The organism is Paenibacillus humicola (assembly GCF_028826105.1).
Taxonomy (GTDB): Bacteria; Bacillota; Bacilli; order Paenibacillales; family Paenibacillaceae; genus Paenibacillus_Z; species Paenibacillus_Z humicola.
Genome location: NZ_JAQGPL010000001.1, coordinates 2,849,064 through 2,864,723 on the forward strand (window position 1 = coordinate 2,849,064; position 15,660 = coordinate 2,864,723).

Consider the following 15,660-nt stretch of genomic DNA (forward strand, 5'->3'; position numbering starts at 1 on the left):
AACGATAGAAAAAACGGATTTCCCGTTGGAGCTTATCGCCTGCCAGCGGAAAATGAATCGCAGAAACAACAGGAGGCTGATTTTTGATGGCGCTTTCACTAGAGAATGCAAGGAAAATCATTGAATTGGGGAAGGACAAAGCGGCGCGCGATTACGGCCGCCCCATCTGTATTGCGGTCGGCGATGAGCACGGCAATCTGCTTACTTTCGACAGGATGGAAGGCGCTCCTCTGCGCAGCATTGCGATATCGCAGCAGAAGGCATATACGGCCATTCGAATCGGTATTCCCACGGATGCTTTTCTGGCCCGGCTGCAGCGGGACAAGCTGGAAATCAGTTATTACTGCGATCCGGCATTGACGGCGCTTCCGGGAGGCCACCCGCTTAAAAACAAATCCGGAGCCTTGATCGGCTGCGTGGGAATCAGCGGGCTTGCGGCCGAAGAAGATCACGCGATTACGGAGTATATCGCTAACTTTGTTGCGGAAGGCAATATCGAATAATCAGCGCGGCGCGCGCAGAACATTTTAAATTGTGCAGCAGTCCGATTTCGTTCAAATGTAACGCTGAAACCATCGTATACCCCGGTATGCGGTGGTTTTTTCGTTATGCCTTGGGAGGAAGGGGGGAGCGCATGCCGGGCAAACGGCAGCTGGAGCAAAAGCCGGCCGCAGTGCGCCATCTGTGCCGGTTCATGTGCATGTTCCGCCGGCGGAAGGGAACGCTAGGAGATGGAGGTGCAATTCGACAAATGAGAATCATTTTGGTGCTCATTCTGCTGTTCCCTTTGGCGATCGGGATTTCGACAGCACAAACATCCGCCGGCCCGAATCCAGCGCAATCGTATGAAAAACAAAGGGCGGTCGAGCAGAAAAATACGATAGAGCCGTTCCGGCGAGGCGCGATCCGGTCGCCGCGGCGAAGCTATAATCCCGGAATCGGACCCGGGCGCACGGCGCCGGCCAGACCGGATAATGCGGCTCGCAATCCGGCAGCCCCGCGGACGACTCCCGCTCCGCGAACGGGCTTCGGCGGATTTTTCGGCGGTATATTCGGAGGTCTGGCGCTCGGCACGATTCTCGGCTCGCTGTTTAACCCGTTCGCCGGATTTTCGCTCGGTTTTCCGCTGCTGTCCCTGCTCAGCTTCGCCTTATGGCTGATCGTCATCGTGGCCATCTTCAGGATGTTTCGCAGGAAAAAGGAATATTGAGGTGTTGCCATAACGGTTGCGCCGAAGGAAGCGGAGGATGGTATGCAGGAGTCGAAACAAAGCGGCGGCAAGGAACGAAGCCTTGATCACCCCCACGAACGCAGCGAGGTTCATGATATCGGCCATAAGCACAGCGGTGTGATAAACGCACAAAAACAAATGGCTTCCCAGGAAACGGCGGGGTTATTGGAACAGGAATAGATACATACATGGAAAAATGCATCGTCATCCGTCACGGCTGCTCAAGATATCCTTGAGTATGTGAAATCTCGTCCACTCAATCAGGATGAGATTTTTTTATTTTGATACCCGGTCGTTTGATATTGCCAGGCATGGTCCGGGTAACATGCGGATGACCGGAAAATTCGGTCTTTTCATTGTGCGTCGTTCCCGTTAAACTGAATGTGCCGCTCACGAACGGGCGAGCGGCAAGCGCGAAGCAACGTCGACGTCATGGAGGAGCAATTTCGATTGGCAAAACGGATCAACTTTAACTACCTTCTCTTGTTGAGTGTCGTTTTCGGAGGATTCCTTATTTTTGGATTTTCCGAGAACATCAAGGGTCCCGCCATTCCGCTGATGCAGGCGGATTTCAGCCTGAACGAGAAGCAGCTCGGCTTGCTGCTCGCGCTTAATTCGCTCGGCTATCTGGTGGCCTGCACCTTCACCTCGGCACTTGCCGGACGGATCGGAATCAAATGGACGGGCATAACGGCCTTCGGCTCGATGGCGGTTTCCGGCGTGCTCATTTATTTGTCGGTAAATTATGCACTATTGTCGGCATCCTACTTCCTGATGTATATCGGTAACGGCATGCTCGAGATCGGGCTCGCGATCATGGCGGCCCGTATTTTCACCAAAAATACGGGGACGATGATGAATCTGTCCCATTTCTTCTACGGGCTTAGTTCGACGGTTGCCCCGGTCATCGCGGCGGCGATGATGGGATGGAAGCTGTTCGGGAGTGAGCTGGGCTGGCGGGGGATGTACCTGCTGACGCTGTCATTATCCGTACTGCCGGTTATTCCTTCGCTGTTCGGGAAATTTCCAGTGCAGGAGCATAGCCGCGAAGATCGTATTTCTCTCCGGATTTTGGTCCGCGATCCGATCGCCTGGATGATCGTGGCGATTTTGTCGTTCGGCGTCGTCTCCGAGATGGCGGTCGGAAGCTGGCTGGTGAATTTTCTGGAGAAAGCCTACGATTGGACGATACCGAAGGCCTCGGGCATGCTTTCGCTATTTTTCCTTTTCTTCACGCTGGCGAGGCTGCTGCTCGGCCCTGTCACCGATAAAATCGGATATACCGTGTCTGTTATGCTGTTCGCCGCTTTTTCGGGAGCGTGCAGCCTGACCGCTATTCTTATCGGTGAGCCGGGCGCCGTTTTGTTCGCCGTCGCGGGCGCCGGCATTGCTCCGATCTATCCGACCGTCATGGCGATGATCGCAAAACGGTACCCAAAGGGGACGGAAACGGCCATTACCTTCACCGTCACGTTAATGGGAATCGCAACCGTCCTCGGCAATTTAGGAAACGGCTATCTGATCGATTTCGTCCGCCGATTATTTGAACGGCTCGGCCCGGCAGACAGCCGGATTGTCGGTCTGCAGGCCGGCTACGTTTTTATCGCGGCTATGGCGCTGCTGTGTTCCGTTTGCTGTCTCTGCCTGTATGTCATGCTTCGCAGGAGGGACGAGGTCGTGTAAGCGGGGAAGACGCGATGCCCAGACGCCGGCAAGCGTCATGCAATTTCGGGATGCCTTCGGTATTCCCTTTTTCATTTCGACTCTTCCAGCATCGTGACCGCCAATTGAACGGATTTACGCGACGTTTTGACGATTCCTTCTTTAACAAGCGCGCTCATGATGCCGCTGACGGCCTCGCGAGTTGCGCCAAGCATGTTGGCTATCTCTTGGTGCGTCAGCGGGAGATCGATCAGCGCATAGCCGTCTTCAATAATGCCGAATTTGGCGCTGAGCGTCGACAACAAATGTAGGATGCGTCCCCGGAGTCCGTTAAAGGCCAGCTGCTCCAGCTGCTCGTCGCGTTCCTTTAACCGCTCGCTGACCGCTTTTAAAAACTTCAGGGCCAAATCCGGCCTGCTTACGATTAACCGTTCAAATTGGGCTTCGGACATGGAGCAAACCAGTGTCGACTCCATCGCTTCAATGTACACATTTTGCGTTCCTAACGATAAGGAATTGATTTCTCCGAACATATCCCCGGGTCAAAATGCCGAGTGTAAACTGCTTGCCGCTGTTATTCAGCTTGTAAACTCTAAGCTTGCCTTCTTTTACGAAAGAAAGCCCTTCGGGTGCGGTATCCGGCGTTTGAACCAAGGCATTTGCCGGAATCCAATTGAAATGAGTTATGGTATTCAGCACGTCGATCGCTTTCAGTTCTTCTCGGGTCATTTCTTCAAAGATGCTGATTTGAGACAGATACCATAATTTATTCATTCCATTTCCTCCACACGATGCTTTTCAAAAAAAGTGCTCTCCAGTTCGTGCCTCTCTATAAATCTTGTCCTACAAATGGACCGATGTCAAATAGAGGCCTTTTTTTATCCCGTTCGAATTGTTTGGAATAGTAAAGTCATTTACAGAAGTTCTTTCGGTTCAGCGGTTAAGCTAAAAAGGCATCTATATCATCCTATACCTATTTGGAGGGCCTACAAGATGACGAGCATGAACGAGCAGTTGAAAGCGGCAGCACAGCAGTTTCAAGCAAACTCGCCTTTAGAGGCGCAGATCAAGTTCGGTCAAATGATTGAGGAGCTGCAGAAGTCAGGCATCGCTTCCGGCTTAACTGTCGGCCAAAAAGCAAAGGATTTCAAACTGTCCAACGCATTGGGCCAGGACATCGTCTTGTACGACGAGCTTGCCAAAGGACCGGTCGTCTTAATTTTTTATCGCGGCGGCTGGTGTCCGTTCTGCAATATTCAATTGAAGGCGTACCAGCAGCTTTTGCCGGAAATCCAAGCTCAAGGGGCGCAATTAATCGCAATCAGCCCGCAGAAGCCGGATCATTCCTTATCGTTTCAGGAAAAGGAAGGACTCGAATTCCAGGTTCTCAGCGATCCGCACGGTATAGTGACCGCCAAATATAATCTTCTCTTCGATGTCCCGCAGGGAGCAAAGGAAGTGATGGAAAGCTTCGGCCTCGATTTGGCGGAATATAATCATACATCAAAATGGATTCTTCCGGTTCCGGCTACCTTTATGATCGATGAAAATGCCACTATCCGTTCCGCTTATGTAAATCCGAGTTTTATGCAGCGGCAAAGTCCGGAAGAAATTATTCAAGCGCTTCGGCTGCTGTAACATGACGATTTGCCTTTGACACATCATCGGAGCAGGCAGAAACAAATCAGTCTTTTGAATGAGGGCTGATTTTTTTTATGCCGTACAGAAGCGGCGGATCTTTTCCCGGAGCGCCGGCGGACGATCTTTTACATCATTACTGGCTTTCAAATCGCTAATAACTATCATATAATAATAGAATATGGTTGACAGTGTTTTTGTTCCAGAAAAGGTGCGGACCGTGCCGCGTCCTGCTAGCTGCAGCGCATGCGAAGGTGTGTGCCTGCATCCTTTCTGCAAATCTTAGGGTATAAGGACGGTAAAAATGAGCAACAGACAGACGAGTACAGACGTTATTCTAATTGGTGCCGGAATCATGAGCGCGACTTTAGGTTCGCTGCTGAAAGAATTAGTGCCGGACTGGAAAATTACCGTGTTTGAGCGGCTTGCAAGTGCAGGAGAGGAAAGCTCGAACGAATGGAACAACGCGGGAACAGGCCATTCATCGCTATGTGAGCTAAACTATACCGTTGAGAAACCGGACGGATCAATAGATATCAGCAAAGCGGTAAAAGTGAATGAAGAGTATCAGGTTTCCAGGCAGTTTTGGTCTTATTTGGTCAACAGCAATCTGATCCGCAACCCGCGCGACTTTATAACGCCATTGCCTCACATGAGCTTTGTTCAAGGTCAGGAGGATGTGACCTTTCTGCAAAAACGGTTTGAAGCGTTGTCCACCCATCCTTTATTCGAAGGGATGGAATTTTCTGCTGATCCCGGAAAATTGAAGGAATGGATTCCGCTCATGATGAACAACCGGACAATGAATAAACCGATCGCGGCAACAAGAATCGAATCGGGAACGGATGTCAACTTCGGCGCGTTAACGCGCATTTTGTTTGCCCATTTACAGAAAAAGAACGTCGACATCCGATTTAAGCACCAAGTGGATGATATCAAACGCACCGCCGACGGCTCATGGGAATTGAAAGTGAGGGATGTGAACAGCGGTTCCGTCCAAAGCCATACCGCAAAATTCGTCTTTATCGGCGGCGGCGGCGGAAGCCTTCATCTGCTGCAAAAATCCGGCATTCCCGAAGGAAAAGGGATCGGCGGATTTCCGGTAAGCGGTCTGTTTATGGTTTGTAAAAATCCGGAGATTGTAGCGTGGCATCATGCAAAGGTATACGGCAAAGCTCCGGTCGGCGCTCCTCCGATGTCCGTACCGCATCTGGATACCCGTTTTATCGATAAGAAAGAATCGCTGTTCTTCGGACCGTTTGCCGGCTTCTCGCCGAAGTTCTTAAAAAACGGGTCGATGTTTGATTTGTTGACTTCGGTCAAACCGCATAATCTCGTCACGATGATGGCGGCAGGCGTAAACAACGTTTCATTGACAACGTATCTGATCAAGCAGGTCTTATTATCGAAGGAACAGCGCATGGAGGAATTACGGGAGTTTGTTCCGGACGCAAAAAGCGACGATTGGGACTTACTGGTAGCCGGCCAGCGGGTGCAAATTATTAAAGATACGGCTGCCGGCAGAGGAACGCTTCAATTTGGAACGGAAGTCATCAGCGCGGCCGACGGCTCGATCGCCGCTTTGCTCGGCGCTTCGCCGGGTGCTTCCACCGCCGTTTCCGTCATGCTCGAGGTGATCCAAAAATGCTTCCCGAAGCATCTGAAAGCGTGGGGACCGAAATTGAAAGAAATGATCCCTTCCTATGGCGAATCACTGTCGAAGAAACCGGAGCTTATTCATACCCTTCACACTTCAACCGCGCGTTCGCTCGGCCTCATCAGCGAAAGCCCGTTGACCGAGGACAAAAAATCCTATCCGATCGGATCCGTGTAGACTTGATTGATAGGCAGAGCTGCGAAAGAGAGGAGCCTGATGGAGGTTCCTCTTTTTTTTATCCATCTATCGTTCAAATAAAAAGCAATATCAACCCTCCTTCTCACAAATTTAAATCGCACGGTAAACGATGTTCCGAGGTGTACTCTGAAAGATGGGCCGATTATTGATGATCGCACAATTTTGAACTTTGCGCCTTTAGACGATATATAATATTTCTTGTAAAACGGCTGCCATTTGTCTATATTAATACATAGATAATCAATGCATTGTTATTCTTGGTATGAGGAGGCAGGCATGAAAATTAACAAAGAGCTGATGAAGGGCAGTACAGTCATCTTAATTTTGACCCTGCTTGAGAACAAAGACATGTATGGCTATGAAATGACAAAAGAGATCGAGCGGCGGTCGAACGGCATCTTCACGTTTAAAGAAGGTACGCTTTATCCGATCCTACATACACTCGAAGCCGAACGTTATGTAGAATCCTATTGGATCGAAGAAGGCGGCCGCAAGAGAAAATATTACCGGATTACAAAAGAAGGGCGCAATCAGCTTGGAGAGAAACAGCGCGAATGGTCGTTGTTTCGAACGGCCGTCGACCGCGTGATTGGGGAGGGGCAGGGGTGAATAAAAATTTGGAGTATCCTAATCTTCGCTCTTATCTTGATCAAGTTTGCTCGCATGTAAAAGCTACAGAAATTCATGAGGAAATCAGGCAAGAACTGCAGAGTCATCTCCAGGAGCTGATAACGGAAAAAATCGATCAGGAAGGTAAGACTGAAGAGGAGGCAATAATCGAGTCGATTAAGCTGATGGGGAATCCCGATGAAGTCGGCAGGCAGCTTCACGCCGTACATAAGCCTAAAGTTGAATGGAGCATCATTTCTCTTTTGTCGGCAATGATTGTCATCGGGGGCGTTGCGTTGTTTGCACTAAACTACTCATTGAACGACAAATTAGTGGTGGAACAGAAGCTTCTTTTTCTTTTGATTGGAATCGCGGTTATGATCGCGATTTATTTTGTCGACTATCGTAAGCTGCTGAAATACACATGGTTATTGTACGGAGTGACACTCCTGGTTATGGGAACCCCGCTGTTGAGTGGTACGCGGCTAAACGGGGTCGCGCAATGGTTCAAAGCAGACGACTTGGGCTATAATGTTTATGCGCTTTCTCCGTATTTACTTGTAATATCCGTCTCCGGAATTTTGCAAGGACAGAAACTAGAGCCTTCAAATATACATGGGAGACTTAAGCGGATGATAAAGAATGTTGCCGTTTTGATCATTATTCCGGCCATACTTTATGTTAAAGCGGATGCATTAAGCGATTTTGTTATTTACGGTTTTAGTTTGGCAGTCCTGCTTATGGTTATTGGGAAAAGATTGCTCCTGACTGCCGGATTCGGCGCCGCGGCATTCCTTCTTTGGATGTTAATTACGCTTCAGCCGTCGCAGTTTCATTTCCGGTGGATGCGGATAACCGGGTTTTTAAACCCGAATGCGGATGCCCTTGGATCCGGCTTTTTGACATTGCGTTCCATGGAGGCTATCCAATTAGGCAGCATGTGGGGGCAGGGCTTTGGCGTCGTGAATCGGCGGCTTCCGTATAGCTATAACGAGCTGATTTACTCTTATTTGGTGTACAGTTTTGGTTGGGTATTCGGTATTGCGATCGCAGTATTGGTTCTACTGTTCATCGTAAGAATTGCTCACATAGGCTGCAGTCTTCAAGATAGCTATGCCAAAAAACTTATGATTGGTTTAACCGCCGTACTGGGCATTCAATTTGGATGGAACTTGCTGATGTGTGCAGGATTTATGCCGATAACAGGCATACGGCTGCCGATTTTGGATTGGAGCCCGGGGACAATCGCGGAGTTAGCCGCTGTCGGACTGATACTCGGTGCTTACAGGCGCAAGGACATGATCGGCTCCTCTACGAGCCTGAAAAACTCCTCGGCAATATTCAGGTCACCTCAATCACCCTGGCACGACGAATAGACATCTTTCGGCCAAGTGAAGTGTACGCTCGATCAACAGCAAAGGGGATGCCGCGCGGCATCCCCTTCGTGCTTTGTTAAACGGTTTCGGCCCGAACAGATTTCGAAGTCCGCAGCAGAAGCCAGAAGATGGAGACATGGGCCACCATCAAAAGCGGCACGTACAAGGTCGGTATGATCCAGGTCACGCCTACCTGAAAAGACGGAAAATCAAGCGTCACTCCCTTGAAAGTAGCGAACAACAAATCAAGGAACCCTACAAGATTGAACAGCCAGACGAGCGGAAGAGCCAATCCTGACCGGAGCCGGAGCGCAATGGCGGCAATGATGGCCAAGACCGCGGTGAGGAGATCGCCATAAGCGGCAGGGACGGCAAAGTCCGGCGGGAGCGGCCCTCCCGTCACCTGAGGAAACAGAAACATCAGACCCATGAACCGAAACGTATTCAGCAGGACGAGCGGGAGCAGCGCCTCTTCGCGCGGCCGCTTCGACAAGCCGGGAATCACATACCAGATTACGATAAGCGTGAAGGACAGCAAGGCGGCACCTGTACTGATCGGAAAAGCGAGTTGGGCATTCATAGACATCCTCCTTTATAGGTGTATATACACTTAAATATGCAAAAAAATTTTAATGATTCCGCATCGATATCGATGAGAGCTCAGCGAGCAGCGCCTCGACATGCTGCGGGCCGAGCCGGTCAAGCACCTGGCTCTGCGCTTGCTGCCAGAGGGGCTGGGCCTGTGCTAGTATTCGTCGACCCTCCTTGGTGAGCGTCACAACCCGGATCCGGTGATCTTCGCCTACCTCAATCCGTACCCATCCCTGCTTGCTCAACGGGCTCAGATTGCGCGTCAAGGTTGTACGATCCATTCCCATCAGATCTGCCAGGTGGTTGATAGGGAGCGGAGCTGCCTCTGCAATCGTCGCCAGAAGGGTAAACTGCGTGGCACGCAAACCGCCCGGAGAAATGATCGCATCATAGAACTGGGTAATCATGCGATCAGCGCGCCGAAGGGCCGCACACAAACAGTGATGCACGTCAAGAAGATTCGAGCCAGACATTCATCTCTTCCTTTTTAAATGGTGTATATACACATATTAAATGGAAACGATCCCCTGTGTCAAGAGGGTCTGTGGCTAGGCACCCGGACTGTGAAGGAAACGACAAAGACGGTATAGATCGGCCCGGAACAATCTGGATCGTGACATGTCATCGACTTAAGAAAAAGACATTTCCGCTGATCTGAATAGCAAACGGAACCGGACTTGGCAGCACATATGAAAAACGGTTGAACGAGACGCCGCTCTCGTACAACCGCTTTTTCCGCCTCTCGCAGCATCTCGGTTTATATTTGCTGCGCTTTTTGCGCCAGACTCATTTCCACGCACATTAGAACGAAGGCGCCTGCGCCGTGCAGATCATTTTCGCTCGTAGGACGGGCAATGTAGTGGGCGTAGTCTCCGATTCCGGTTCCGATGCAAATTTGGCCGATGACGACATGGCCGTTTTCGTCGAACTTCAGTGTATCGACCACGCCCTGGTAGCCCTTCCATGCATATTTCAGATACTTGGCGTCCAAATAGCCCAGTCGCACCGCTTTGGCAATGGCATGAACGTACAAGGAAGTACAGGAATTTTCCAGCCAATTATCCGGGCGGTCCCCTTTGTCGACAACCTGATACCATAATCCGGTGGCGTCATCCTGGTACTTCGTCAAAGAAATGAGCAGGTTCTGCAGGATGCTTGTCAACTTCGCTTTATGTTTATGGTTTTCGGGAAAATATTCGAACATTTCCAGCAGAGCGACAGGGTACCAGCCGATCGCGCGACCCCAAAACTCCGGAGCCAAGCCTGTAACGGGGTCAGCCCATTTCGCCGTTTTCGTTTCGTCCCACCCGTGGTACATCAAGCCGGTGTTCGGGTCATGGGTATGCTCCGCCATCAATATCGCCTGATCGGCCATCCGGTCAAAATATTCGCTTTCTCCGAACGTTTTGGCGAACTGAGCGGCGATCGGCCCGGCCATGTATAAGCCGTCCAGCCACATTTGATTCGGGTAATGACCCTTATGCCAGAACCCGCCCGAAGCATTGGTCGGCCAGGTCTTCAACAACGAAACAAGCGTGTACAGCGCATTTTTGTACCGTTCGTCCTTTGTTTGCTCATACAGGTTGAAGAGAAGCACGCCGGGCTGAATATCATCCAGCTCGTCGGACTTATGCTTTTTGATGCTGCCGTCGGCAAGAATTTGGCTGTCCACCCACCTCTTGATATAGTTCAAGTATTCCGGCTTCCCGGTTTGCCGCCAGCATTTCTCCATCCCCGACAGAAAGACGCCCTGATGATAGTGAAAGCGGTCCGGCGGAAGCATTTCCGGCTCGAATTTGGACATCAGCGCTTCGTATGCCTTTTCCGCCCATTGAATGGGAGTCAGCGCTTCGCGTAAGGCTGCTTTATTGGATTCCGAAGCATTCATGGGTTCATTCCTCCTTCGCTTAAGATTAGATTAGCATCGGAAGATGTACGGTTTTTGCCGAAAACGCCGAAATCTTCTTATATCTTGCCGCAATGAAGCGGGAGCGTATAATAAAAGCAAACCGATTGAAAGGCGGAGGCGAAAAATGGGAGGGATTCATTTCGAAAACGCTCAAGGGACATTCTCCGTGTCTCACCGGAAGGCGTTAAGTCACCATATGCCGTCCAGCCATTTTCACAGTACGTACGAAATTTTCTATTTAATGTCCGGCAAACGGGAGTTTTTTATAAAGGATCGGACGACGGTTGTCAGCGAGGGAGATGTCATCATTATCGCGCCGAATATTTTGCATCGGACGACCAATACGGCCATGCCGAAGCACGAGCGGCTCGTCGTGAACATTCATGAGCGTCATATGGTCTCCATGAACGCTTCGTGTAACGAAATTTTGCAGCCGCTGTTCGAGAGGGAGTACCTCATTATAAAATGTTCCCCTTACGACAGGCTATCCATTGAAGCGCTTTCGCAAGGTATTATTCAGGAAATTGAGGATCAAAAGCCGGGCTTCGAGATGTATGCGCAGACTTTGGTTTTGCAGCTGCTCATTATGTGCTGCCGGCATGTGAAACCGACCGGCTCTGAGCCGGCGGAATCCCCAAGTCCCATGCATGAAAGAATTTCGGAGGTGGTCCGTTATATTAACAGCCATTATATGCAGGAGCTGTCGCTTCATGGTGTAGCCGACAAATTTTACGTCAGCCCCTATTATTTAAGCCGCTTTTTTAAAGAAGCAACGGGATTTACGTTCGTGGAGTATGTCAACAGCGTCAGGATTAAAGAAGCGAAAAAGCTGCTGGAGCAATCCTCGATGAAGGTCCGCCTGATTTCCAAAAAGGCAGGTTTCGGCAGCGTTACGCATTTTGGCAGAGTGTTCAAGTCCGTTACCGGGCATACGCCTCTATATTACAGAAAAGGGAGGACGTGATCGTCACACGGGAAATCGAATGGCAGCAGGTGCCGAGCCATCTTTATTAAAACATGATTGCCGTCCTATTTGCCCATATGTTAACCTTAAAAGGCAGGTTTGGTTAACAAAAATGAAAGGGGCTGTTTCCGCGATGACGATCCGATTGCGAGGCCATCATCTGCTCTGCCTGCTCGGCTACCGGGGCAAAGGCTATTCCGACGGCTTCTGTGCGAATATGACGACGATCTATGAGACGCTTCGGACGCAGCCGGAGACGGAGCTGGAGCTGATTGAAGGACCCGACGATATTTGCGCAGCCTTTCCGGATGATCAGGTTCCGCATTGCGAGAACGATAGCGTTTATCGGAAGGATGAGGATATTTTGGCGTTGGCCGGTCTGCGCATCGGTGCCCGCATCCGCTGGTCGGACGTGTGCACACAAGTCGCGATGCGCGTAAAGCCCGATGATATCGGCCGGTTATGCCGCAGCTGCCGTTGGGAGCCGCTCGGTTTGTGCCGGGAAGGAGTGGGCCATCTTGCAGGCGGAGGCCTGCTGCGGGAGCTGCCGGGTAACGCCGCGAAAGAGCCGCCGACCTAAAGACGTATGATCGGCCTCCGAGATCGGCACAGACCGTGAAGTCGTAAAGTGAAATGGAGGCCGTTATCCGCCATTATCAGCGCGGATTTGGTAACTTAAATCATTCGGCTATTTGCAGAATATGGAGAGCGGGAGGCCAAACAAGGCCGCGGCATCAGGTCGCGGCCTTGTTTTCGTTCCCCGTTAACACCGGATCGGCGTTGGCCGTCGATTCCGTCCGGGCGGCGAATTTGCGCTTGCGAATGACCAAGGAGATGATGAGCATGCTGGCGCCGTTAATGAGGAAGACGGCGTAGATGGAAAACAAATTGGCCAGAAAGCCGCCGGCCACCGGACCGAGCATCGTGCCCAACTGGGTAGACGCCTGATTGAGGCTGAAGGCGCGTCCGCGGAAGCCGGGGTCGGTCGCCCGGACGATGAGTGCGCTGAGCGACGGATAAACGGCTGCGAAGAAGAAGCCGTATATAAACCGCAGCACCCCGAAGCTGACCAGATCATGAAAGGCGATTTGCAGCAAATTTCCGATGCCTCCGCCGATCAATCCGATGAACAGAACCTTCCCGTACCCGATTCGCACCCCGATTTTCCCCCAGAGCGGAGCCGCGATTAAAGTGGCGATTCCGACCGCCGAGAAAATAATGCCCGAGCTCAGCGAGGCTTTTTTCGGGTCAGCCCCCAGCTTCAGGACATAAGTCGTCAGCAGAGGCTCGATAATCATGACGGAGGCGGAGACCGCCAGCATGATGCCGAGCAGAATCATCAGCCCGCGATTGGAAGCGGCCTCTTTCAAATCGCCGCTCACATTCCGCTTTACGGAGGCAGGGCTTATTTTCAGCTCATTGACCCAGAGGATTGCAATGAAGAAGGCGATAAATACAAGTCCGGAGGAGATGAGAAAGGCTTCGCGGTTGCCAAGCCATTGACTCACCAAGCCGCCGACAAGCGGACCGATTATGCCCCCCGCGGCGGTGGAGGTGGATAATAGGCCAAGCGCGTAGCCGGCATGGTTCTCCGGCGTATTGGTCGCAACCAGAGCCACTGTGGCCGGTATATATCCCGCAAGCAGCCCTTCCACGATGCGGACTGCGATCAGTTCGTAAGGGTTCTGCACGAGAAAATAAAGCAGATAGGTGATGGTCAGACAGATGCCCGCCCGGATCATCATCGGCTTCCGCCCGTAACGGTCGGCCAGCGAGCCCCAGAACGGAGCGATTAAGGCGGAGGAGAGGAACGTCACTGCGAAGGTGACGCCGGTCCAGGTCTCGAGATGGTTCTGAACGCCAAGCTGTTCGTGCAGAAAAATAGGGAGGAACGGGATGGAGACAGAGTAGGCGGAGCTGACAAAGAAGGAGCCGATCCATAAAACAAACAGATTGCGCTTCCAGGAGAAAGCCATGTTAGTATACACTTCCGATCCGTAGCATTACCCCCATCTTATCATGGGAACAAGCCGGACGAGTGATAAGATTTTATTGTTTCTCCGATCAATCTTTATTATAGAAAATCGCCGAACTTGATGCCGCAGACGTAACAGGACCGTTGAAACCAGGGATCAGCCGCAATCCCCGAACGGCAAAATTTTTTAGGCTGCTGACGGAAATAAACATGTCATTCAAAATCGATTTGTGTTACGATTATACCTAAAAGTGCTACGAGAGGAGGGCAATGATGCAAAATGACGAATTGGCTCGTTTCGGCGTTTCGATTCCGAACGAGTTACTGGCGCAATTCGATACGATGATCCACAATCAAGGCTATCATAATCGTTCTGAAGCGATTCGCGATCTCATCCGAAAATCGCTTCTTCAGCCGTCTCAATTTCCGGAGTCGCAAATGGTCGCAGGAACGATCGTGATGGTTTATGATCACCATGTCAGCGAGCTTCCGATTTCGCTCACCGAATTGCAGCACGATTATCATCACCAAATTATATCGACCATGCATATTCACTTGAATCACCACCAGTGTCTGGAAATTCTCGTCGTCAGAGGCGAAATGCGGCGGCTGAGAGAGCTCAGCGATCACATCCGAGTTTTGAAGGGTATTCTTTATACGGAGCTTTCCGTCACGCACATTGATATTAAGGAGCACGAATAGCGGTAACCGATACTTATCATTTTTCATAAGCAGATGGGAGAGACATGGCATGAACGAGAAAGCCGGGAAAATTCAAGGACGCTGGACAGGCTATGCGGCGGCTGTGATTGCGCTGCATATTGCGGGAATCATTTTATTGCTGGTCTCGCTTCCTAAGTTTCCCGTTCTGCTTGAGCTGGGAATTCTCGCCTATACGCTGGGCATGCGGCACGCATTCGACGCCGACCATATTGCGGCGATCGACAACACCGTGCGCAAGCTGGTTCAACAGAAAAAATCTGCAATGGGCGTCGGGTTTTTCTTCTCGCTCGGGCATTCATCGGTCGTATGCATCATGGCCGTCATTACCGCAATCGCGGCCAAATGGGCGTCGGCCAACCTTCCGGAATTGCAAACGATCGGCGGCCTCATCGGGGCGTCGGTATCCGGCGTGTTTCTGGTTCTGATCGGCGTGCTCAATTTATTGGTGTTCATCCAAATTTATAAAGTATTCCGCGCTATGCGTCACAAGCATCACGATGACAACCGGCTTGAGGAACTGCTTCAGTCGCGGGGGCTCATCGCACGTTTTCTGAATCCGCTGTTTAAATTCGTCAGCAAAAGCTGGCATGTTTATCCGATCGGATTTTTATTCGGTCTCGGGTTCGACACCGCAAGCGAGATTGCGCTGCTGGCCATTTCGGCAGGGGCGGCTCATAGCGCCATTCCGGTAACGGGAATTTTGGCTCTTCCGCTTCTGTTTGCCTCCGGCATGAGCCTGCTCGATACGGCGGACGGCGTCTTTATGACGACGGCTTACCGCTGGGCGTTCCGGACGCCGCTGCGCAAAGTCTATTACAATATGAGCGTGACCGGAATTTCCGTTGTCGCGGCGCTGGTCATCGGAATGATCGAACTGGTGCAGGTGATCACGCCGGAGCTCGGATTGTCGGGCGGGTTCTGGGACTGGGTGCAAAATTTGGATTTTGGCATTTTGGGGTATGTCATGGTGACGGTATTCGTCCTGTCCTGGGCGGTCTCTTACGGGATATGGAAGTTTATGAAAATTGAGCAGCGATGGACAAGTTAGGCTCGCTTGAATGCTAACGTTATTGCCATAGGAGAAAAGCCCATGCGGGCTTTCGGTTGAACAGCTTTGCAGATGCAGG

General features: G+C 51.2%; 18 protein-coding genes. 12 read left to right on the forward strand and 6 right to left on the reverse strand.

Annotation, left to right across the window (positions count from 1 at the left end; genetic code table 11):
- Window positions 1–86: 86 nt before the first annotated feature.
- From PD282_RS13210 to PD282_RS13225, 4 genes are all read left to right on the forward strand, one after another.
- A complete protein-coding gene (locus PD282_RS13210) occupies window positions 87–503 on the forward strand; it encodes a GlcG/HbpS family heme-binding protein (RefSeq protein ID WP_274651142.1) in 417 nt (138 codons plus the stop codon).
- 248 nt (window positions 504–751) lie between these two features.
- Window positions 752–1,210 carry a hypothetical protein gene (locus PD282_RS13215; protein ID WP_274651143.1) on the forward strand — a complete coding sequence of 153 codons (459 nt, stop codon included), beginning with the start codon at window positions 752–754 and terminating at the stop codon, window positions 1,208–1,210.
- A gap of 42 nt (window positions 1,211–1,252) precedes the next feature.
- Window positions 1,253–1,411 (forward strand): hypothetical protein, encoded by a 159-nt coding sequence (locus tag PD282_RS13220; protein WP_274651144.1) that lies wholly within the window; start codon window positions 1,253–1,255, stop codon window positions 1,409–1,411.
- A gap of 252 nt (window positions 1,412–1,663) precedes the next feature.
- Window positions 1,664–2,914, forward strand: coding sequence for an MFS transporter (locus tag PD282_RS13225; RefSeq protein ID WP_274651145.1), 1,251 nt, complete (start codon window positions 1,664–1,666; stop codon window positions 2,912–2,914).
- Between the two features lie 71 nt (window positions 2,915–2,985).
- Here the strand turns inward: PD282_RS13225 and PD282_RS13230 are convergent, their stop codons facing one another.
- Window positions 2,986–3,384 (reverse strand): Crp/Fnr family transcriptional regulator, encoded by a 399-nt coding sequence (locus tag PD282_RS13230; RefSeq protein WP_274651146.1) that lies wholly within the window; start codon window positions 3,382–3,384, stop codon window positions 2,986–2,988.
- Window positions 3,374–3,667, reverse strand: coding sequence for a cyclic nucleotide-binding domain-containing protein (locus PD282_RS13235; protein ID WP_274651147.1), 294 nt, complete (start codon window positions 3,665–3,667; stop codon window positions 3,374–3,376). Before PD282_RS13235 ends, PD282_RS13230 begins: the two co-directional genes overlap by 11 nt.
- 75 nt (window positions 3,668–3,742) lie before the next feature.
- On the opposite strand from PD282_RS13235, the gene PD282_RS13240 reads away from it, so the two are divergent.
- From PD282_RS13240 to PD282_RS13255, 4 genes are all read left to right on the forward strand, one after another.
- Window positions 3,743–4,531, forward strand: a complete 789-nt coding sequence (locus PD282_RS13240; protein ID WP_274651148.1) for a peroxiredoxin-like family protein — start codon at window positions 3,743–3,745, stop codon at window positions 4,529–4,531.
- Between the two features lie 304 nt (window positions 4,532–4,835).
- Complete coding sequence (locus PD282_RS13245; RefSeq protein ID WP_274651149.1) at window positions 4,836–6,365, forward strand: malate:quinone oxidoreductase; 1,530 nt, start codon at window positions 4,836–4,838, stop codon at window positions 6,363–6,365.
- Window positions 6,366–6,662: 297 nt separating this feature from the next.
- Window positions 6,663–6,995, forward strand: coding sequence for a PadR family transcriptional regulator (locus PD282_RS13250; RefSeq protein ID WP_274651150.1), 333 nt, complete (start codon window positions 6,663–6,665; stop codon window positions 6,993–6,995).
- Window positions 6,992–8,371 (forward strand): FtsW/RodA/SpoVE family cell cycle protein, encoded by a 1,380-nt coding sequence (locus PD282_RS13255; RefSeq protein WP_274651151.1) that lies wholly within the window; start codon window positions 6,992–6,994, stop codon window positions 8,369–8,371. The genes PD282_RS13250 and PD282_RS13255 overlap by 4 nt, the downstream gene beginning before the upstream one ends.
- A gap of 76 nt (window positions 8,372–8,447) precedes the next feature.
- Here the strand turns inward: PD282_RS13255 and PD282_RS13260 are convergent, their stop codons facing one another.
- The 3 genes from PD282_RS13260 to PD282_RS13270 form a co-directional block, all read right to left on the reverse strand.
- Window positions 8,448–8,951 (reverse strand): hypothetical protein, encoded by a 504-nt coding sequence (locus PD282_RS13260; RefSeq protein WP_274651152.1) that lies wholly within the window; start codon window positions 8,949–8,951, stop codon window positions 8,448–8,450.
- A 49-nt stretch (window positions 8,952–9,000) separates the two neighbouring features.
- The gene (locus PD282_RS13265) at window positions 9,001–9,435 is read right to left on the reverse strand and encodes a MarR family winged helix-turn-helix transcriptional regulator (protein ID WP_274651153.1); all 435 of its coding nucleotides are present in this window, start codon (window positions 9,433–9,435) and stop codon (window positions 9,001–9,003) included.
- Window positions 9,436–9,719: 284 nt separating this feature from the next.
- Window positions 9,720–10,850, reverse strand: coding sequence for a glycoside hydrolase family 88/105 protein (locus PD282_RS13270; protein ID WP_274651154.1), 1,131 nt, complete (start codon window positions 10,848–10,850; stop codon window positions 9,720–9,722).
- 145 nt (window positions 10,851–10,995) lie between these two features.
- On the opposite strand from PD282_RS13270, the gene PD282_RS13275 reads away from it, so the two are divergent.
- Window positions 10,996–11,835 carry an AraC family transcriptional regulator gene (locus tag PD282_RS13275; RefSeq protein WP_274651155.1) on the forward strand — a complete coding sequence of 280 codons (840 nt, stop codon included), beginning with the start codon at window positions 10,996–10,998 and terminating at the stop codon, window positions 11,833–11,835.
- Window positions 11,836–11,968: 133 nt separating this feature from the next.
- Window positions 11,969–12,415 (forward strand): DUF1284 domain-containing protein, encoded by a 447-nt coding sequence (locus PD282_RS13280; protein WP_274651156.1) that lies wholly within the window; start codon window positions 11,969–11,971, stop codon window positions 12,413–12,415.
- 154 nt (window positions 12,416–12,569) lie between these two features.
- Here the strand turns inward: PD282_RS13280 and PD282_RS13285 are convergent, their stop codons facing one another.
- Window positions 12,570–13,811: an MFS transporter gene (locus PD282_RS13285; protein WP_274651157.1), complete on the reverse strand. Its 1,242-nt coding sequence runs from the start codon at window positions 13,809–13,811 to the stop codon at window positions 12,570–12,572.
- A gap of 269 nt (window positions 13,812–14,080) precedes the next feature.
- Here PD282_RS13285 and nikR point away from each other — a divergent pair, with 269 nt between their 5' ends.
- Together nikR and PD282_RS13295 are read left to right on the forward strand one after the other, a co-directional pair.
- Window positions 14,081–14,512: a nickel-responsive transcriptional regulator NikR gene (gene nikR / locus PD282_RS13290; RefSeq protein ID WP_274651158.1), complete on the forward strand. Its 432-nt coding sequence runs from the start codon at window positions 14,081–14,083 to the stop codon at window positions 14,510–14,512.
- A 49-nt stretch (window positions 14,513–14,561) separates the two neighbouring features.
- Window positions 14,562–15,581, forward strand: a complete 1,020-nt coding sequence (locus tag PD282_RS13295; protein ID WP_274651159.1) for a HoxN/HupN/NixA family nickel/cobalt transporter — start codon at window positions 14,562–14,564, stop codon at window positions 15,579–15,581.
- Window positions 15,582–15,660 lie beyond the last annotated feature (79 nt).

What these genes read in the sequence shown, in the direction of transcription:
- PD282_RS13210 (WP_274651142.1), top strand. Translation starts at nt 87, where the DNA reads ATGGCGCTTTCACTAGAGAATGCAAGGAAAATCATTGAATTGGGGAAG.
- PD282_RS13215 (WP_274651143.1), top strand. Translation starts at nt 752, where the DNA reads ATGAGAATCATTTTGGTGCTCATTCTGCTGTTCCCTTTGGCGATCGGG.
- PD282_RS13220 (WP_274651144.1), top strand. Translation starts at nt 1,253, where the DNA reads ATGCAGGAGTCGAAACAAAGCGGCGGCAAGGAACGAAGCCTTGATCAC.
- PD282_RS13225 (WP_274651145.1), top strand. Translation starts at nt 1,664, where the DNA reads ATGGAGGAGCAATTTCGATTGGCAAAACGGATCAACTTTAACTACCTT.
- PD282_RS13235 (WP_274651147.1), bottom strand. Translation starts at nt 3,667, where the DNA reads ATGAATAAATTATGGTATCTGTCTCAAATCAGCATCTTTGAAGAAATG.
- PD282_RS13240 (WP_274651148.1), top strand. Translation starts at nt 3,743, where the DNA reads ATGGACCGATGTCAAATAGAGGCCTTTTTTTATCCCGTTCGAATTGTT.
- PD282_RS13245 (WP_274651149.1), top strand. Translation starts at nt 4,836, where the DNA reads ATGAGCAACAGACAGACGAGTACAGACGTTATTCTAATTGGTGCCGGA.
- PD282_RS13250 (WP_274651150.1), top strand. Translation starts at nt 6,663, where the DNA reads ATGAAAATTAACAAAGAGCTGATGAAGGGCAGTACAGTCATCTTAATT.
- PD282_RS13260 (WP_274651152.1), bottom strand. Translation starts at nt 8,951, where the DNA reads ATGAATGCCCAACTCGCTTTTCCGATCAGTACAGGTGCCGCCTTGCTG.
- PD282_RS13265 (WP_274651153.1), bottom strand. Translation starts at nt 9,435, where the DNA reads ATGTCTGGCTCGAATCTTCTTGACGTGCATCACTGTTTGTGTGCGGCC.
- PD282_RS13270 (WP_274651154.1), bottom strand. Translation starts at nt 10,850, where the DNA reads ATGAATGCTTCGGAATCCAATAAAGCAGCCTTACGCGAAGCGCTGACT.
- PD282_RS13275 (WP_274651155.1), top strand. Translation starts at nt 10,996, where the DNA reads ATGGGAGGGATTCATTTCGAAAACGCTCAAGGGACATTCTCCGTGTCT.
- PD282_RS13280 (WP_274651156.1), top strand. Translation starts at nt 11,969, where the DNA reads ATGACGATCCGATTGCGAGGCCATCATCTGCTCTGCCTGCTCGGCTAC.
- PD282_RS13285 (WP_274651157.1), bottom strand. Translation starts at nt 13,811, where the DNA reads ATGGCTTTCTCCTGGAAGCGCAATCTGTTTGTTTTATGGATCGGCTCC.
- nikR (WP_274651158.1), top strand. Translation starts at nt 14,081, where the DNA reads ATGATGCAAAATGACGAATTGGCTCGTTTCGGCGTTTCGATTCCGAAC.
- PD282_RS13295 (WP_274651159.1), top strand. Translation starts at nt 14,562, where the DNA reads ATGAACGAGAAAGCCGGGAAAATTCAAGGACGCTGGACAGGCTATGCG.